This is a genomic window from Rhizobium leguminosarum, assembly GCF_001679785.1.
Taxonomy (GTDB): Bacteria; Pseudomonadota; Alphaproteobacteria; order Rhizobiales; family Rhizobiaceae; genus Rhizobium; species Rhizobium leguminosarum_R.
Window position 1 is genome coordinate 287,163 of sequence record NZ_CP016289.1, and the last position, 16,877, is coordinate 304,039.

Genomic DNA, 16,877 nt, shown 5'->3' on the forward strand with positions numbered 1-16,877 from the left:
GCAAGGGCAACGGGAGGCGGATAATGGCGACCCAGACGAAGAAACGTGACTACGACCTTCTCGGCGAAAGCGGCCGCACCGCCGTCGAGACGGGGCTGGCGGCAGCCGAATGGTATCACACCGACATTCCCCGCAAGGAGATGAAGGCGCTGATGCAGCGCTCCGATGCGCCGGCGATCCGCGACACGGCCCTCTGGCTCGGCAGCATGGTGGTCCTTGCCGGGCTCGGCTTCTATTTCTGGGGCTCGTGGGCCGCGCTGCCCTTCTTCCTCGCTTATGGCGTGCTCTACGGCTCTGCCTCCGACAGCCGCTGGCACGAATGCGGCCATGGCACCGCCTTCAAGACGCGTTGGATGAATGACGTCGTCTATCAGATTGCCTGCTTCATGATCATGCGCAATCCGGTGACCTGGCGCTGGAGCCATGCCCGCCATCACACCGATACGGTGATCGTCGGCCGCGATCCCGAGATCGCCGTGATGCGGCCGCCCGATCTGTTGCGGCTGGTGCTTAATTTCTTCGGCATCCTCGACGTCTGGTATGCGGTCGTCGACATGCTGCGCAATGCCTTTGGCGGCGTCAGCGCGGCGGAAAAGACTTTCATCCCGGAGATGGAGCAGCCGAAGGCGATCCGCATCGCCCGCATCTGGTTGGCAATCTATCTGGCCACGATCGCAGCCGCGATCGCCATGGGTTCGATCCTGCCGCTGATGCTGATCGGCCTGCCGCGGCTCTACGGCGCCTGGCACCATGTGCTGACCGGCCTGCTGCAGCATGGCGGCCTTGCCGACAACGTCATCGATCACCGGCTGAACAGCCGCACGGTCTATATGAATCCGATCAGCCGCTTCATCTACTGGAACATGAACTACCACGTCGAACATCACATGTTTCCGATGGTGCCCTACCACGCGCTGCCCCAACTGCACGCGATGATCAAGCACGACCTGCCGGCGCCGAACCCGTCGATCTGGTCCGGCTATCGCGAGATGATACCGGCCTTCCTGCGCCAGCTGCGCAACGAGGATTATTTCCTGAAGCGCGAACTGCCGGCCACCGCGCGGCCCTATCGCGAGGAATTCCACAACGAGCTGGCCCCGGCCGCGCAATAAAGACAATCAAGGGAGGACAAGATGAGCGGAAATTGGATCCAGGTCTGCGACAAGGACGAGATCGACGAAGAGGATGTCATCCGCTTCGATCACGACGGGCGCACCTTCGCGGTCTATCGCAGCCCGGATGACGAATTCTTCGCGACTGACGGGCTCTGCACCCATGAGCATATCCATCTCGCCGATGGGCTTGTCATGGATGAGATCATCGAATGTCCGAAGCATAACGGCCGCTTCAACTACAAGACGGGCGAAGCCAAGGGCGCACCGGTCTGCGTCAATCTCAAGACCTATCCGGTCAAAATCGAAGACGGTGCCGTCTTCATCTCACTCTGAGGGGGCCGGCATGGTTCATTTCGTCATCCTGGGAGCCGGCGAATGCGGTGCGCGCGCTGCCTTCGCCTTGCGGGAAAAGGGCTTTGCCGGCGAGATAACGCTGGTTGGAGCCGAGCCCCTTGCCCCTTACGAGCGGCCGCCGCTTTCGAAGGCCGGTTCCGTCGATGCACGCGATCCGAAATTCATTGCGGCCTTGGAAAAATACGCCGAAAACGGCATCCGGCTGCTCACCGGCCTGGCGGCCAGGGAGTTCGATCCCGTATCCAGGATCGTCACGCTTTCGGACGGCACGGCGCTGTCCTACGACAAGCTTCTGCTTGCGACGGGTGCGGCCGCGCGTTCATTCCCCGGTGGACCGGAAGGCAGCCGACATATTCGTTCGCTGAGGACGCATCACGATGCGGCGGCATTGCGTGACGCAATGAAGCCGGGCCGGCATATCGCCATCATCGGCGGTGGCTTCATCGGCCTGGAACTTGCGGCAACGGCGCGGCTGCTCGGTGCCGACGTCACCGTCATCGAGGGGCTGGAACGCGTTTTGAAGCGTGGCGTGCCGGAGGAGATCGCCCATCTGCTCACCGAGCGCCATCGCGCCGAGGGCGTCGACATCCGCTGCGGCGTCTCCATCGAGGCGCTGACCGAGGAAAGTGAAAAAGCCTTGATCCAATTGTCGTCCGGCGAGGTGATCGCAGCCGATCTCGTTCTCGTCGGCATCGGCGCCCGGCCGAATGTCGAGATCGCCGAAAGGGCCGGGCTGGCGATCGACAATGGCATTGCCGTCGACACTTATCTCCAGACCTCCGCACCTGATGTCTTTGCGGCCGGAGACTGCTGCTCCTTTCCGCTGTCGATCTATGGCGGCCGCCGGGTGCGGCTCGAATCCTGGCGCAATGCCCAGGAGCAGGGCACATTGGCCGCGGCCAACATGCTCGGCCTCAACCAAGCCGTTTCAGCGGTGCCGTGGTTCTGGTCGGATCAATACGACATGACGCTGCAGATATCAGGCCTTGCCGAAGGGGCCGCCACGCATCAGCGCCGCGATCTCGGCCCAAGCGCCTTCATTCTCTTCCATCTCGACGCCGACGGTCGATTGATCGCCGCAAGCGGCATCGGACCGGGCAATGCGGTGGCGCGTGACATCAGGCTCGCCGAAATGCTGATCGCAGCACGCGCCCATCCGAACCCGGCAGCACTCGCAGCCAGTGACATCAAGCTGAAATCCCTGCTGGCTGCCTGAGCCGCCCGTTATTTTCAAAGGAATTGATGATGAAGAAACATAGACGCGCAACCGTCGCCGATCTGCTTGCGGAAAAGGCAAGCGCCAGCTCACCATGCTGCGCGTCACCTCGCTGGAGGAGGCGGACGCCGCGGAAAAGGCGGGGATCGATATCGTCTCCGTACCGCCCTCGCTGCTCGGGCCGGTCTTTCGCGAAGCCGCGCCCACTCCCTTTGCCATTCCGGGGCTCGAATATGGCGACCATGTCTCGGCTGAGGACTATCTGCGTGCGGCCTTCGCGGCACTGAAGGCCGGCGGCGACGCCGTCTATTGCGCCGCAAGCCTGCAGACGATCCGGCGCATGCGCGATGAGGGCATCCCTGTCTGCGGCCATCTCGGGCTGATCCCTTCGAAGGCGACCTGGACCGGCGGTTTCCGCGCGGTCGGCAAAACGGCGGCAAGTGCCGTCGAGATCTGGCGGCAAACCAAGGCGCTGGAAGAGGCCGGCGCCTTCGCCGCCGAAATCGAAGTCGTGCCGGGAGATGTGGCTGCCGCGATCAGCAGCAACACCTCGATGCTGATGATCTCCATGGGAGCGGGCAGCGGCTGCGACGCCCAATATCTCTTCGCCGACGACGTGCTCGGCGCCAATCGCGGCCACTATCCGCGCCACGCCAAGATCTATCGCAACTTTGCCGCCGAACACGATCGACTGCAGCGCGAGCGCATCGCCGCCTTCACGGAATTTGCCGAGGATGTCAGGACCGGCACCTATCCGGAGAAGCGCCATCTCGTCGGTATCGACGACGCCGAACTCGAGATCTTCCTGCAGCGGCTGAAAAGCGAGACGGGCAATAGCTGAGCGCAAACGAGTTCTCTTGCCTCGATGATGTGGGAAGCGCCGCAAAGGCGCTTCCTCTCCATTGGCTTCCGTCCCGGCCTGTGTCAGGAATTATCCGTTCGATTCATTCGGAACGGAGTATTCGGTCCCCTGTGACGATCGGCTTTGCGCATGCGGAATTGATTGCGGTGCTCGTCGCGGTGACGGGGGACGAACCGCGCGTCATGACCATCCGCTCCGGCAATGCGCTGCCGTCAGGCCCCTTCGAGATGGGGCATCGCACCCTGCAATCGGGCCTGCGCGAATGGGTTCAAGAGCAGACGGAACATCCTGTCGGCTATCTCGAACAGCTCTATACCTTCGCCGACCGCGACCGGAACAACGACATCCCAGGCGGACGGACGATCTCGATCAGCTATCTCGGCCTCGTCAACGAGCAGTCGGGCGCCGGCCGGCCGGGATGGCACGGCTGGTACGAATATTTCCCCTGGGAAGACCATCGACAGGGCCGGCCGGCCGTGCTTGACGAGATCATGGCGCGTCTGAGGAGTTGGGCCGATGCCGATCCGGCAAGGCGTGACCATCGCCATCGCCGGGCGGATTTCACCTTCGGCCTCGACGGCGGCGGCTGGAACGAGGATCTGGCCCTGCAGCGCTACGAACTGCTTTACGAAGCAAGGCTCGTCTCGGAAGCCGGATGCGGGGCGGAGGCCAATCTCGGCCGCGCAATGTTTGCCGATCACCGCCGTATTCTCGCAACCGGAATCGCCCGGCTGCGCGCCAAGATCAAATACCGCCCCGTCGTCTTTGAGCTGATGCCGGAGAGTTTTACCCTGTTGAGGCTCCAGCGCACCATCGAAGCCTTGGCGGGGCTGACGCTGCACAAGCAGAACTTCCGCCGCCTCATCGAACAGCAGGAACTGGTCGAGGAAACCGGCGGCACCGAAAGCGAAACCGGCGGCCGGCCGGCCAAGCTTTTCCGCTTTCGCCACACCGTGCTCGAAGAACGGGCGCTGGCAGGAACGAAATTACCGCTCTCCCGCAATTGACATATGCTCATCGTGAGAATATCTCTCTTGCCTATGATATGCTCACAATGAGCATAATTAGGAGCCGGTCATGAATTATCCTGTTTCCGCATCCTCGCTCTACGAGCGCGTCAGTCGCGTCATTCCCAAAGCCGAATGGATGACGTTCGAAAATGACGTCGACGCGATCCTCGAGCTCAAGCGCCGCCGCAACGCCGTCATTCTCGCGCATAACTATCAGACACCGGAGATCTTCCACGGCGTGGCCGATATTGTCGGCGACAGCCTGGCGCTCGCCCGCAAGGCGATCGAGGTCGACGCCGATGTCATCGTGCTTGCCGGCGTGCATTTCATGGCCGAGACCGCCAAGCTGCTGAATCCCGAGAAAACCGTGCTGATCCCGGATCTTGGCGCCGGCTGTTCGCTGGCGGATTCGATCACGCCTGAGGATATCGCGCTGCTACGCCAGGCCCATCCCGGCGTGCCCATCGTCACCTATGTCAATACCTCGGCCGCGGTGAAGGCTGCCTCCGACATCTGCTGCACCTCGGGCAATGCCAAGCAGGTCGTGGAATCGCTCGGCGTGCCGAAGGTGCTGATGATTCCGGACGAATATCTGGCGCGCAACGTCGCCCGCGAGACTGATGTCGAGATCATCGCCTGGCATGGCCATTGCGAGGTGCACGAACTCTTCACCGCCGAGGACGTGCGCCAGCTGCGCGAAAACCATCCCGGCGTAACCGTGCTCGCCCATCCGGAATGCCCGCCAGAGGTGGTGGCCGAAGCCGATTTCGCCGGCTCCACCGCTGTCATGTCGGACTATGTCGGCAGGCAGAAGCCGGCGCGCGTCGTGTTGCTCACCGAATGCTCGATGAGCGACAATGTCGCCGTGCACCATCCCGATGTCGAATTCATTCGCCCCTGCAATCTCTGCCAGCATATGAAGCGGATCACGCTGGCCAATATCCGCGCGGCACTCGAGGAAAACCGCCATGAGGTCACCATCGATCCTGCAATTGCGGTGGCCGCGCGCCGCGCCGTCGAGAGGATGCTGGCGATATGACCGAAATTCTCGAGCAGCTATCAGGACGCACGGTGATCGTCGGCAGCGGGCTAGCCGGATTGATGACCGCGCTGACACTGGCGCCTGAACCTTCCGTGATCGTCACTCGCGCGGCCCTTGGCGCGGAGACGTCAAGCGCCTGGGCGCAGGGCGGCATCGCCGCCAGCATGGGCGCCGACGATAGCGTAGCGCTGCATCTTGCCGATACGCTTGAGGCCGGCGACGGTCTTTGCGATCCGGCTATTGCCGCCGGCATCATCGTCGAGGCGCCGGCAGCGATCGCCGCGCTGGAGCGGGCCGGCGTGCGTTTCGACCGGAATGCCGCCGGCGAATTCTCGCTCGGGCTGGAGGCGGCCCATAACCGCCGCCGCATCGTCCACGCCGAAGGCGACGGCTCGGGTGCTGCGATCATCGCCGCGCTGATCGAGGCGGTAATGAAGACCCCAGCTATATCCGTGTTCGAAGGCTTCGAGGCGCGACGAATTCTTATGGACGGCGAGCAGGTCGCCGGCCTGCTCTGCGCTACCGCGAGAGGGGCCGTCATCCTGCCGACATCGAAGGTGGTGCTCGCCACCGGCGGCATTGGCGGACTTTACGACGCGACCACCAATCCGATGGGCAATTTCGGCCAGGGGATCGCGCTGGCTGCAAGGGCCGGTGCCGCGCTCGCCGATATGGAATTCGTCCAGTTCCATCCGACCGCACTCGATTCACGCCGCAAGCCGCTGGCGCTCATCAGCGAGGCGGTGCGCGGGGAGGGGGCTTTGCTCGTCAACGAACGAGGCGAACGGTTCATGGCCCGCATATCCGGCGCCGAACTTGCACCGCGCGACGTGGTGGCGCGTGCCATCAGCGCCGAAATCGCCCGCGGCGGACGAGTCTTCCTCGATGCCCGCGACGCTCTCGGCAGCCGCTTTGTCGCCCGTTTTCCTGTCATTTCCGCTCTTTGCGGCGAGGCCGGCATCGATCCGGCGAAAGACCTCATTCCTGTTCGCCCGGCCGTTCACTATCACATGGGCGGCGTGGCCACGGAGGCAAATGGCCGCAGTTCGGTTCCCGGTCTCTGGGTTGCCGGTGAGGCGGCCTCGACCGGTCTGCACGGCGCAAACCGGCTTGCCAGCAATTCGCTGCTGGAGGCTGCTGTCATGGGCATGCGGGCGGCGCGCGACATTTCAGGCATGCCGGCGAGTGGTGCCGGCACCATCTCCGCCGGGAGTCTCCCGGCGCCGGCCGATGCGTCATTCGTCCGGCCGATCGTCTCGCGCCATCTCGGCGTGTTGCGCAATGCCGGCGCCATTCATGGCGCGATCGCCGCACTGCTGCCGCTTGCCGAAGGCAACGGCCCTGCCGCCGATCCGGCTATCGTCGCGCTGCTGATCGCCGTCTTTGCCAGCCTGCGGATGGAATCGCGCGGCGCCCATGCCCGCACCGACTTTCCGCTGAAGCTCGCCAACGCCAACCGGCGCCATATGTGCCTTTCGGATGCTCTGGAGATCGCCCGCGCGACGCCGCCCTATGCCCTTGCAAGGAGTGCCTGAGATGAGCCTCGTTCCCCTTCCGCGCCTGATCGTCGAGCCGCTGGTGCGGGCGGCCCTTCTCGAAGATCTGGGTCTTGCCGGTGATATCACCTCGGCCTCCGTCATCCCTCGCGATCACCGTTCGACGGTGGTGATGGCGGCCCGTCAGTCGGGCGTGATCGCCGGTCTCGATGCCGCCGAACTCGCTTTCTCTCTCGTCGATCCTGAGATCGTCTTGCGCCGCCATCTTCAGGATGGCGACGCGGTCAAGCCTGGCGACGTGATCGCCACCATCGAAGGCCGGTCGCGCGGCCTGCTGAGCGCCGAGCGCACCGCGCTGAATTTCCTCGGCCATCTCTCAGGTATTGCGACTGTGACGGCTCAGATCGCCGCCGCCATTCGCGGCACCAAGGCATCAGTTGCCTGCACGCGCAAGACGACGCCGGGGCTGAGGGCGCTGGAGAAATATGCCGTGCGGGCCGGCGGCGGCATGAACCACCGTTTCGCGCTTTATGACGCGGTGCTGATCAAGGATAATCACGTCGCCATCGCCGGCGGCGTCGCTGAAGCGATCCGCCGGGCAAGGGCCGGCGTCGGCCATATGGTGAAGATCGAGGTCGAGGTGGATACCCTCGATCAGCTGCGCGAAGCGATGGAGACCGGCGTCGACGCCATTCTGCTCGACAATATGACACCGGATCAGCTGCGCGAGGCCGTCGCCATCGTCGCCGGCCGAGCGATCACCGAGGCATCCGGCCGCGTCACGCCGATAACAGCTGCCGAAATCGCGGCTTCCGGTGTCGACCTCATTTCCGTCGGCTGGTTGACGCACAGCGCGCCGGTGCTCGATATCGGGCTCGATTTCGTCGAGGCCGTGACCGCGACGGAGGTTAGCCCGAAACGGATTGCACAGGTGCTGTAATCCCTCATGCCTGCTTCGGCTGAACTTCCTTGTCGCTGTCGAATTCGCCACGCTGGAGCAGGCGGTGGCCCTTGTCTTCCAGATAGCGGGTTCGCTCGGTGAGATTCTTCGTCCTGAAGGCGATGTGGTGGCAGCCGGGGCCTTTCTCCTCCAGCAGATCGCGCCAGGCGCTCTTTTCCGGGCCGGGCTGCAGGAACTCGACGTCGATATTGCCGGACGTGAACATGACAATCCGGACGACTGGCGCCGCTTTGCCCAGCGTTCGATCGAGCCCATCAAGGTACTCGGACTGTAACGCGATCACGATCGGACCCATCAGCCGGCGAGGAAGGGCGGCCAATAACCTGCCGCCGCAGAAGGCAACCCGCATCCTCACGAAAGTGTTGGCAAAGCATTGCCTCCCCGTGTGGCGCGAGAATATGCAAATATTCGATGAAACTTCTTCTTTTTAAAGCAAAACCGCTATGCGCCGGCCTCTTATGGCTCTAACATGTTTCTTGATTGGCCGGTGCGCTTGCGCGCCTTGGCTTTCAGGGGTGAGAACCGAGATGCAACGGACATCCGGCAGATGCTGACGAACAGGCTGTGCCTGCTCGGAAGACCGCGATTGCTGGCGGCGGGGAAGGAACTCCCCTTGCCGGAGAAGTCGTATTTTCTCCTCGCCATGCTCGCCGCCGAACCCAATTTCGAACTCGACCGCGAAACCGTCAGGCGGCAGCTCTGGCAATCGGAGCTGCCGGAAAAGCGGGCTGGCAGCCTGCGCCAGCTGCTGGCACGCATCGAACAGAGCATTCCCGCCGGCCTTCCACCGCTGCTTGCCGCGACCCGAACCCATATCGGCCTTGCCGATGGCTGGGAGGTCGACGTTCATATCCTGAAACAGAAAGGGCCGCTCGTACCGGACGTGTTGCAGGGATCAGATTCTGTACGAGATAACCCCACCCTTGGGATTTTTCATACAACACGCCGCAATTCTGGACGGCCAAGTTCAGTCATCCGGTTGAGAACGTGGACGCCGATCTTGGCTTCTGTTTTCTGATTGTCGAAGTTCCTCGCTTTGAGTTTTGGCCCAATGACCGTCTTCCATCTACCCATCTGGGTCTCCACCCGGCTGCGCTGGTTATAGCCGGTGGATTTCTGCCAAGCCATCCGGCCCTTGTTTTCGATTTCGGCGATATGGCGGTCCCGTACCGTTGGATTGAACGCCGATTGCGGACTTTCAACTGCTGTCTTGGGAGGCGGGATAATGATCTCCACGATCTCGCCGAAGCGTGTCTCCAGAAGATCACGGGTCGGCGCTCCGTCATAGGCGCCATCAGCGATAAACTTGGCAACTGGGCCATCAATCTGATCCAGAAGACCTGGCAAAGCGGTCGGATCGCCAACATCATCCGTGGTTAGATCCGCGCAGACAATCTCACCACTAGCAAGATCAAGACCAATGTGAAGCTTGCGCCATCTTTTACGTTTCACCTTGATTGTGTGCTTGTTTTCCAGCCACTCGCCCTCACCGAAGACTTTTAACCCCGTGCTATCGACCACCAGATAAACAGGACCGGACGCTCTGGCTCCGGACTTTGTCGACGGCAACGCCAGCCCTTTGCTCCGGCGCGACAGGGTGGAGAAGTCAGGCACGGCAATATCGAACTCCATCAGCGCCGCAACGCTGCGCATCAGACCTTGGGTCTGGCGTAGCGCCAGCCCGTAGACGACGCGTAGGGTCAAGCACAATGTGATCGCCAGATCCGAGTATTTCGGCTGACCGCCCCGCGATCTCCGCCTCGGCGCCGTCCATAAAGCAAGGGCCTCATCACTCACCCACACGGTCAAATCACCACGTTGACGCAGGCTTTCATTATAGGCCGCCCAATTCGTCACCTTAAACTTCTGCTTGGCTATCTTGTCCCGTCGGTCGGCATTGAACTTATGCGGCATCATCAAAACCCCGATCAGGAGACTGAAAACCAAAGCCCAATATCAGTCGCCGGGTGATCCGCGCAACAACGCCGTCTCGTATGACACGTCGATTCCACGCTCGAGCAGCATTTCCTCAACTTCACGCAGACTAAGGTTGAACCGCAAATAAAGCCAGACCGCGTGAGAAACGATCCGTGGCGGAAAACGGTGACGTTTGAAGCTGATGTCTCGTGTCTGCATCGCCGAAATCTACGCCCAACCCGTCAGACAGGCAACCGCAGCCCAGTTAACGTGACAATACCTTGCAGTTACCATCTGCGGCACAGCCGAGAACGCGCAAGGCATGAGAGCGGCATAGTTCGTCAGCCGCGCCATCTACTTCTTTTCCGATTTGCCCATGCCGACCTCATCGGCATTGGTCGCGTGTTGCACGACGCGATGGAGGTCGAGCAGCATTTGCCGGAAAATTACGGCGATGAATAAGAGCAGCGGTGTTGTCACGTTAAGTTTCTCTGGCTGGAAAGGTCAGCGGCTCGTGGATATTCAGGCGACACAGGCCGCAATTTTCCATGCATCGAAAGCTTCGAGCCGATGGTAGCGAATTGTTTGCGCGGCGCGGCGACGGGACGGAACTGAAAAGCAATTGCGGGTCGCTGAGTGCATGGAGACGAACCGTTGCAACGTGCCTGGGGATCGGTGGCCTTGCATGGTTCGTTCCCGTTTTCGAAACGGCAGATGGCTGTTCTCGGCCCGATTATTGAGGCCCTTGTGCGACCAATGGGCAAGGCCGGGTGCCACTTCCGCCTTTGCTGCACCGTAGGAGCGGAGCTTATCGGTGATGATCCGTTTGGGAGCAAAGCCATAGCGCTTCATTAACGCCACCAGCACGCGCTTCGCTGCCCTTTTAGCGTTGGTGCATGGATCCTTTGTCAACGGTTTGGCGATAGGCAGGCAGGATCGAAATCAGTTTGATCCGAGTGCCATGCCGTACAAACACAACGCCGATCGTCGTCATCACGTCGGAAAGATGAAATTCAGGGTGACGAAGTGACTACGAAGCAGGTCTGCGCCGGCGTGGTAGCCTGACCTTATGGGTAACGCCGGAGGCACTGGCAGGATGGCGCTCTCCGCGACGCAAGACCCGCGGCGGCCAAGCCCAGTATTCCGATCTCGCCATTGAGACTGCGCTGACGCTGGGTTGCGTCTTCGCAATGCGGCTGCGCCAGACCGAGGGATTGCTCCACTCGCTGCTGGATCTCATGGGGCTGAAAGTCCCAGTTCCAGATCATACGACGCTGAGCCGTCGGGCACAGAAGTGGGAGCCATCAGCCCGACGAAACCCGCCGCTGCCGGACGGCCCGCTGCATGTGCTTGTCGATAGCACGGGATTGAAAGTCTACGGCGCCGGGCAGTGGCTGGAGCAAAAACATGGCGCCAGATCACGTCGCACCTGGCGCAAGCTGCATCTGGCAGTGGATGCCAAAAGTGGCGCGATCATTGCCCATGGGCTGACAGACCAGAAAACGGATGATCCTTCCCAGGTGGCACCGCTGCTCGATCAGATCGACGGCGAGATCGACCAGTTCACGGCCGACGGAGCCTATGACGGCAAACCAACCTATCGGTCTATCCTGCAGCACAGCGCAACCGCGAACATCGTCATTCCACCGCGTTCCACGGCGGTGGAAAGCGGTGATACCGGACCGCCTGGTCAAAGGGACAAGCACATTGCCGCAATCGCAAGCGACGGTCGGCTGAAATGGCAGGCAGCCGCCGGCTACGGCAAGCGTGCGCTGATCGAAACCGCCATCGGACGATACAAGGGGCTGATCGGATTGCGCCTGCGGGCCCGCTCCTTTCCGGCTCAACAGACCGAGGTTGCCATCGGTTGCATCGGACGTGTTGCAGGGATCAGATTCTGTACGAGATAACCCCACCCTTGGGATTTTTCATACAACACGCCGCAATTCTGGACGGCCAAGTTCAGTCATCCGGTTGAGAACGTGGACGCCGATCTTGGCTTCTGTTTTCTGATTGTCGAAGTTCCTCGCTTTGAGTTTTGGCCCAATGACCGTCTTCCATCTACCCATCTGGGTCTCCACCCGGCTGCGCTGGTTATAGCCGGTGGATTTCTGCCAAGCCATCCGGCCCTTGTTTTCGATTTCGGCGATATGGCGGTCCCGTACCGTTGGATTGAACGCCGATTGCGGACTTTCAACTGCTGTCTTGGGAGGCGGGATAATGATCTCCACGATCTCGCCGAAGCGTGTCTCCAGAAGATCACGGGTCGGCGCTCCGTCATAGGCGCCATCAGCGATAAACTTGGCAACTGGGCCATCAATCTGATCCAGAAGACCTGGCAAAGCGGTCGGATCGCCAACATCATCCGTGGTTAGATCCGCGCAGACAATCTCACCACTAGCAAGATCAAGACCAATGTGAAGCTTGCGCCATCTTTTACGTTTCACCTTGATTGTGTGCTTGTTTTCCAGCCACTCGCCCTCACCGAAGACTTTTAACCCCGTGCTATCGACCACCAGATAAACAGGACCGGACGCTCTGGCTCCGGACTTTGTCGACGGCAACGCCAGCCCTTTGCTCCGGCGCGACAGGGTGGAGAAGTCAGGCACGGCAATATCGAACTCCATCAGCGCCGCAACGCTGCGCATCAGACCTTGGGTCTGGCGTAGCGCCAGCCCGTAGACGACGCGTAGGGTCAAGCACAATGTGATCGCCAGATCCGAGTATTTCGGCTGACCGCCCCGCGATCTCCGCCTCGGCGCCGTCCATAAAGCAAGGGCCTCATCACTCACCCACACGGTCAAATCACCACGTTGACGCAGGCTTTCATTATAGGCCGCCCAATTCGTCACCTTAAACTTCTGCTTGGCTATCTTGTCCCGTCGGTCGGCATTGAACTTATGCGGCATCATCAAAACCCCGATCAGGAGACTGAAAACCAAAGCCCAATATCAGTCGCCGGGTGATCCGCGCAACAACGCCGCTTTCCACCACAGATTATCGCCCGTGCGGTGTGGCTGTATTTCCGGTTCCCGTTGAGCCTGCGGCTGGTCGAGGAAATGTTGCTGGAGCGCGGTATCGTCGTCTCTTACGAAACGATACGGCGATGGGGCCGCAAATTCGGGGCAGCCTACGTCAAGCAGCTGCCTAGAAAGAAGCCGTCGCGGAAAATATCTGGCATCTGGACGAGGTCGTGATTTCCATAGGCGGCCGAAAACATTGGCTGTGGCGTGCTGTCGACCAAGACGGCTACGTTCTCGACGAGATCGTCCAGACCCGCCGCGATACCAAGGCTGCCAAGCGATTGCTGGTCAGGCTGCTGAAGAAGCAAGGTCTGTCGCCGAAGCGCATCGTCACCGACAAACTGCGCTCATACGGCGCGGCAAAACGGGATGTAATGCCCGGCGTCGAACATCGATCGCACAAGGGCCTTAACAATCGCGCAGAGAATTCTCACGTGCCGCTTCGAAAACGAGAGCGGATGATGCAGGGCTTTCGATCCGTCGGAGGTTTGCAACGTTTCATCTCGGTCTTTTCAGCAGTCCGAAATCTTTTCGTCGCGCCGCACCAGAGACACTCAGCCCTAGCCACCCATATTCATCGGATCCGCGCCATGGCGCAGTGGAAAGCCGTGACCGCTGCAATTGCCTGAGTTTACCGACAAGCGACTTTTCGGCCGTTGATCAAACAACGTGACATCGCCTGAGGGAGAGCTTCAGCCGTCATGTCCTCGATAATGCGGCAGGTCTCCTCACCAGGGAGACCAGTCCGGCCAACCGCCCACCGGAATACGCGGGCCGTTGAAGAGGATCGGATCGTCGAGAAGCTTTTCCGTTTCGTCGTTCATGTGGTTTGTCAGCTTGTCGAATTCACGGGATTCCTTGATGTCGGCATAGGCGGTTATCGCGAGCCAGATCGCGTTGGAAATGAAGCCGGCCCCCCCATGACAGTGCTGAACGTCCTCGTGAAGGACAGAGCGCTGGCAAGTTCGGGAATACCGTATTGAAGCCCCTTGGACACCGCGCCGATGACCGAGCCGAAACCGACAATGCTGTCGGCGATGGTCGCGATCGAATACATCGAGGGTTCGAGCGCGTCGGGATCGCTTCTTTTGGCGCCAGTCGTCCAAAATATGTCGAGGCCGATCCAGCTCAGGCCAATCAAGGCGCCCAAGGCGCTGGACGCCATCTTGAGCGTATCGGCGGCGAACATGGTGGACGCCTTTGCGTTCCAGGAGGCTCCATTGCCGAACAGTTTGCCGACGTCTCCCACCGTGGACAGGAAGTGGCCGGTTCCACTGAGAATCTTTGAGGCGAAGGAGGTGCCATAGAGAACCGTCGCGGCGATCGCATCCGGCGTGGTATTGCGCCCGGTTGTCGAGCGATAGGCGACCACGGTACCGTTGATGAGGGCGTTGGCGCCGTCCATCAGGGCGTTGAAGTATTTATTCTTCTCCACGCCCGGCGGAGGCGTGACATCGACCTCCAGCTTTTCCCGCAACTCCTTCATGAGTGTGGAGACGTCTCCCCCCGGCTTGGCCATGCCCCAGACAGAGGTGACGATCGACATGATGTTGATGGAGAACTGTTGCTGCGCCGGCAGATTGTTCGCAAACAACTCCTGGGCCATCGTCGAAATGGTCGGCTGTAGCACGGTGGCGAGGTTTTCGGCCCGCTGTGTCGAATCCAGGGCGGTCACCACCTTCGGCCGCGTCACTTCATACTCTCCCGAATAATTCTCGACGAAATCGGAGAGTTTTGTCGATGCCGTTTCCACATCCTTGGTCGCGAAAGCTCCCAGCATGGCCTTGTCCCAGGCCTTATCCTTACTGCCGAACATATTGTTGTCGATCGTAGCCGTATTGGCCCGATCGGCGCGCGATCGGCCAGCGAGGCCGGTCGCGGCCGCGATCATCGCCGAAATCTCGTCCTTGCTATAGGTGTTGAGGCCGGACTGGCGGATGAAATTACCATCGGCATCCCGAACCACCAGCGGCTGTGCGATGTCTGTCGGCTGGGCCTGGGAGACGAGCGCGCCGCCCTGAATAAGGGCACCAACCGCTTCCCGGATGCCGGTCTTGTAGTCCGTTGCATTGACGCCGGCGGGAACCTCGATTTTCTGGAGAAGCCGGTCAGAAAGTCCATAAAAACCGAGCGTCGACATGCCGTTGGCCATTTGGTCCCATCCTGCGGGGAGAAGCTCCATCACCTTTGCGGTGAAGGCGTCCGCTGCCACCTTGTTGTCGCCGTACATCTGATTGGCGAGCAGCTCTACCGTTGGTCTGAACAGCTCGGTTTGGCCCGATAATGCCTGCATCAAGTTCTTGTCATAAAGGCCGTCGCCGAAGACTGTGGTGGCAAGCCCGTTATCGGCCATGGTCGGCAAAACGCTGTCGAAACCATAGCCACTTCTGACCGGCGTCGGGGCGGTGACGGTCAGATCCGGGGCGCGGGCGTTGACAAGGTCCGTCAACTTGGAGGCGGCGGTCTCGACGTCCTTGAAGGCAAAAGCACCGCTCACCGCGCTATCCCACGCGTGGTTTTCCGTGCCGAACATATTGTTGTCGATCGTAGCCGTATTGGCCGGATCGGAATCATATCGGCTCTCGTCGCTACGAGAGCTGGTATCGGCGCGCGATCGGCCAGCGAGGCCGGTCGCGGCCGCGATCATCGCCGAAATCTCGTCCTTGCTATAGGTGTTGAGGCCGGACTGGCGGATGAAATTACCATCGGCATCCCGAACCACCAGCGGCTGTGCGATGTCTGTCGGCTGGGCCTGGGAGACGAGCGCGCCGCCCTGAATAAGGGCACCAACCGCTTCCCGGATGCCGGTCTTGTAGTCCGTTGCATTGACGCCGGCGGGAACCTCGATTTTCTGGAGAAGCCGGTCAGAAAGTCCATAAAAACCGAGCGTCGACATGCCGTTGGCCATTTGGTCCCATCCTGCGGGGAGAAGCTCCATCACCTTTGCGGTGAAGGCGTCCGCTGCCACCTTGTTGTCGCCGTACATCTGATTGGCGAGCAGCTCTACCGTTGGTCTGAACAGCTCGGTTTGGCCCGATAATGCCTGCATCAAGTTCTTGTCATAAAGGCCGTCGCCGAAGACTGTGGTGGCAAGCCCGCTATCGGCAACCACCGGGAGGATGCTGCCGAAGCCGGGGAGCTTATCAAGCGCGCCGGTATTCCCTCCGGTGTTTGCCGCCAGGCCATCAAGCGCGCCCGTCGGGTCGGAACCGTCCAGGAGATTTGTTTGAAGGAAATCAGAGTAGTTCTTGTCGGCTTCAGAAGCCATGCTCTTGAAGTCCGCATCGGACAGAACCTGGGTATAGAAATAGAGGGCTGACGAGTAGTTGTTGAGGACCTCCTGCAGCGGTTCGCCAGCAGCCAGCCCAACCGTCAGCATTTTTCCGCTGACGACATTCGCCGCGAAATGATCCTTGAAGGCGGCATAGGCCTCGGGATTCTTGCCTTCCGCGAACATCTCCCTGATTTCCTGGAACAAGCGCTTGTTGAGAAGCGCTTGAACATCGGTATCGGCTTCCAGCGAGGAAATCGCCCGGTCGTAATCGGCTTTAATTTCCTTGTGCGTGCGAAGCATGACGCCGGCCGTCGTGTTGGCATCGGCTCCATACCAGGAATAGTACTGGCCGACCGCATCGGTGTAACCGTTGTAGTTGGCCTTCGACTGCAGGAGATCGAGGAACATGATCAGCTTCTGCTCGGCCGTATATTTCGATGGGTTCTTCGCTACATCGATGCTTTCGAAGCTGCGGTCCGCATTCTTGTATTCGTCGACAAGGCGCTTCGTTGCGTCGTTCTGGAGCTCGCCGGTTTTCGACATGTCGTGTTGCAGGAAGTCCGGATAGGTCGAGTTATTGACGGAATCCACCATATGTCTGTTCCCC

12 protein-coding genes and 6 pseudogenes are annotated in these 16,877 nt (G+C 60.7%); 11 read left to right on the plus strand and 7 right to left on the minus strand.

All coding sequences use genetic code 11. The features are described from left to right. Window positions 1-23: 23 nt before the first annotated feature. The 8 genes and pseudogenes from BA011_RS32875 (at window position 24) to nadC (ending at window position 8,035) form a co-directional block, all read left to right on the plus strand. Complete coding sequence (locus tag BA011_RS32875) at window positions 24-1,112, plus strand: fatty acid desaturase family protein (protein ID WP_065283965.1); 1,089 nt, start codon at window positions 24-26, stop codon at window positions 1,110-1,112. A gap of 21 nt (window positions 1,113-1,133) precedes the next feature. Continuing rightward, window positions 1,134-1,448 carry a MocE family 2Fe-2S type ferredoxin gene (locus BA011_RS32880; RefSeq protein WP_003548266.1) on the plus strand — a complete coding sequence of 105 codons (315 nt, stop codon included), beginning with the start codon at window positions 1,134-1,136 and terminating at the stop codon, window positions 1,446-1,448. Window positions 1,449-1,458: 10 nt separating this feature from the next. Further along, the gene (locus BA011_RS32885) at window positions 1,459-2,685 is read left to right on the plus strand and encodes an NAD(P)/FAD-dependent oxidoreductase (RefSeq protein ID WP_065283966.1); all 1,227 of its coding nucleotides are present in this window, start codon (window positions 1,459-1,461) and stop codon (window positions 2,683-2,685) included. A 26-nt stretch (window positions 2,686-2,711) separates the two neighbouring features. Next, window positions 2,712-3,526: pseudogene (locus tag BA011_RS32890) on the plus strand (3-methyl-2-oxobutanoate hydroxymethyltransferase). A 29-nt stretch (window positions 3,527-3,555) separates the two neighbouring features. Then, on the plus strand, window positions 3,556-4,554 hold the full coding sequence (locus BA011_RS32895) for an NUDIX hydrolase (protein ID WP_186806620.1): 999 nt from the start codon (window positions 3,556-3,558) through the stop codon (window positions 4,552-4,554). Window positions 4,555-4,624: 70 nt separating this feature from the next. Next, window positions 4,625-5,596: a quinolinate synthase NadA gene (gene nadA / locus BA011_RS32900; RefSeq protein ID WP_065283968.1), complete on the plus strand. Its 972-nt coding sequence runs from the start codon at window positions 4,625-4,627 to the stop codon at window positions 5,594-5,596. Continuing rightward, window positions 5,593-7,134, plus strand: coding sequence for an L-aspartate oxidase (locus tag BA011_RS32905; protein WP_065283969.1), 1,542 nt, complete (start codon window positions 5,593-5,595; stop codon window positions 7,132-7,134). The genes nadA and BA011_RS32905 overlap by 4 nt, the downstream gene beginning before the upstream one ends. Further along, on the plus strand, window positions 7,112-8,035 hold the full coding sequence (nadC, locus tag BA011_RS32910) for a carboxylating nicotinate-nucleotide diphosphorylase (RefSeq protein ID WP_186806621.1): 924 nt from the start codon (window positions 7,112-7,114) through the stop codon (window positions 8,033-8,035). The genes BA011_RS32905 and nadC overlap by 23 nt, the downstream gene beginning before the upstream one ends. Before the next feature lie 4 nt (window positions 8,036-8,039). Here the strand turns inward: nadC and BA011_RS45480 are convergent, their stop codons facing one another. Next, entirely contained in the window at window positions 8,040-8,405 is a 366-nt protein-coding gene (locus BA011_RS45480; protein ID WP_237352805.1) for a VOC family protein, read from the minus strand. A 138-nt stretch (window positions 8,406-8,543) separates the two neighbouring features. Between BA011_RS45480 and BA011_RS42930 the strand changes: the two are divergent. Beyond that, window positions 8,544-8,939 (plus strand): annotated as a pseudogene (locus tag BA011_RS42930) (toxin); the annotation flags it as partial. Between the two features lie 50 nt (window positions 8,940-8,989). On the opposite strand, the gene BA011_RS32925 reads toward BA011_RS42930, so the two are convergent. The 4 genes and pseudogenes from BA011_RS32925 to BA011_RS32930 form a co-directional block, all read right to left on the minus strand. Continuing rightward, window positions 8,990-9,970, minus strand: a complete 981-nt coding sequence (locus BA011_RS32925; protein ID WP_065284169.1) for an IS5 family transposase — start codon at window positions 9,968-9,970, stop codon at window positions 8,990-8,992. Window positions 9,971-10,042: 72 nt separating this feature from the next. Next, window positions 10,043-10,192 (minus strand): annotated as a pseudogene (locus BA011_RS42935) (IS6 family transposase); the annotation flags it as partial. Window positions 10,193-10,327: 135 nt separating this feature from the next. After that, window positions 10,328-10,453 (minus strand): hypothetical protein, encoded by a 126-nt coding sequence (locus BA011_RS46165; protein WP_257785327.1) that lies wholly within the window; start codon window positions 10,451-10,453, stop codon window positions 10,328-10,330. 42 nt (window positions 10,454-10,495) lie between these two features. Further along, window positions 10,496-10,858: pseudogene (locus BA011_RS32930) on the minus strand (DDE-type integrase/transposase/recombinase); the annotation flags it as partial. Window positions 10,859-10,934: 76 nt separating this feature from the next. Here BA011_RS32930 and BA011_RS32935 point away from each other — a divergent pair. Continuing rightward, window positions 10,935-11,883 (plus strand): annotated as a pseudogene (locus tag BA011_RS32935) (IS5 family transposase). Between the two features lie 18 nt (window positions 11,884-11,901). Here BA011_RS32935 and BA011_RS32940 read toward each other — a convergent pair. Continuing rightward, window positions 11,902-12,882 carry an IS5 family transposase gene (locus BA011_RS32940; protein ID WP_065284169.1) on the minus strand — a complete coding sequence of 327 codons (981 nt, stop codon included), beginning with the start codon at window positions 12,880-12,882 and terminating at the stop codon, window positions 11,902-11,904. A gap of 87 nt (window positions 12,883-12,969) precedes the next feature. Here BA011_RS32940 and BA011_RS32945 point away from each other — a divergent pair. Next, window positions 12,970-13,625 (plus strand): annotated as a pseudogene (locus BA011_RS32945) (IS6 family transposase). Between the two features lie 248 nt (window positions 13,626-13,873). On the opposite strand, the gene BA011_RS32950 reads toward BA011_RS32945, so the two are convergent. Further along, complete coding sequence (locus BA011_RS32950) at window positions 13,874-16,864, minus strand: hypothetical protein (protein WP_237352806.1); 2,991 nt, start codon at window positions 16,862-16,864, stop codon at window positions 13,874-13,876. Window positions 16,865-16,877 lie beyond the last annotated feature (13 nt).

Coding starts and splice junctions, on each gene's coding strand:
- BA011_RS32875 (WP_065283965.1), top strand. CDS start 24: ATGGCGACCCAGACGAAGAAACGTGACTACGACCTTCTCGGCGAAAGC.
- BA011_RS32880 (WP_003548266.1), top strand. CDS start 1,134: ATGAGCGGAAATTGGATCCAGGTCTGCGACAAGGACGAGATCGACGAA.
- BA011_RS32885 (WP_065283966.1), top strand. CDS start 1,459: ATGGTTCATTTCGTCATCCTGGGAGCCGGCGAATGCGGTGCGCGCGCT.
- nadA (WP_065283968.1), top strand. CDS start 4,625: ATGAATTATCCTGTTTCCGCATCCTCGCTCTACGAGCGCGTCAGTCGC.
- BA011_RS32905 (WP_065283969.1), top strand. CDS start 5,593: ATGACCGAAATTCTCGAGCAGCTATCAGGACGCACGGTGATCGTCGGC.
- nadC (WP_186806621.1), top strand. CDS start 7,112: ATGCCCTTGCAAGGAGTGCCTGAGATGAGCCTCGTTCCCCTTCCGCGC.
- BA011_RS45480 (WP_237352805.1), bottom strand. CDS start 8,405: ATGCGGGTTGCCTTCTGCGGCGGCAGGTTATTGGCCGCCCTTCCTCGC.
- BA011_RS32925 (WP_065284169.1), bottom strand. CDS start 9,970: ATGCCGCATAAGTTCAATGCCGACCGACGGGACAAGATAGCCAAGCAG.
- BA011_RS32940 (WP_065284169.1), bottom strand. CDS start 12,882: ATGCCGCATAAGTTCAATGCCGACCGACGGGACAAGATAGCCAAGCAG.
- BA011_RS32950 (WP_237352806.1), bottom strand. CDS start 16,864: ATGGTGGATTCCGTCAATAACTCGACCTATCCGGACTTCCTGCAACAC.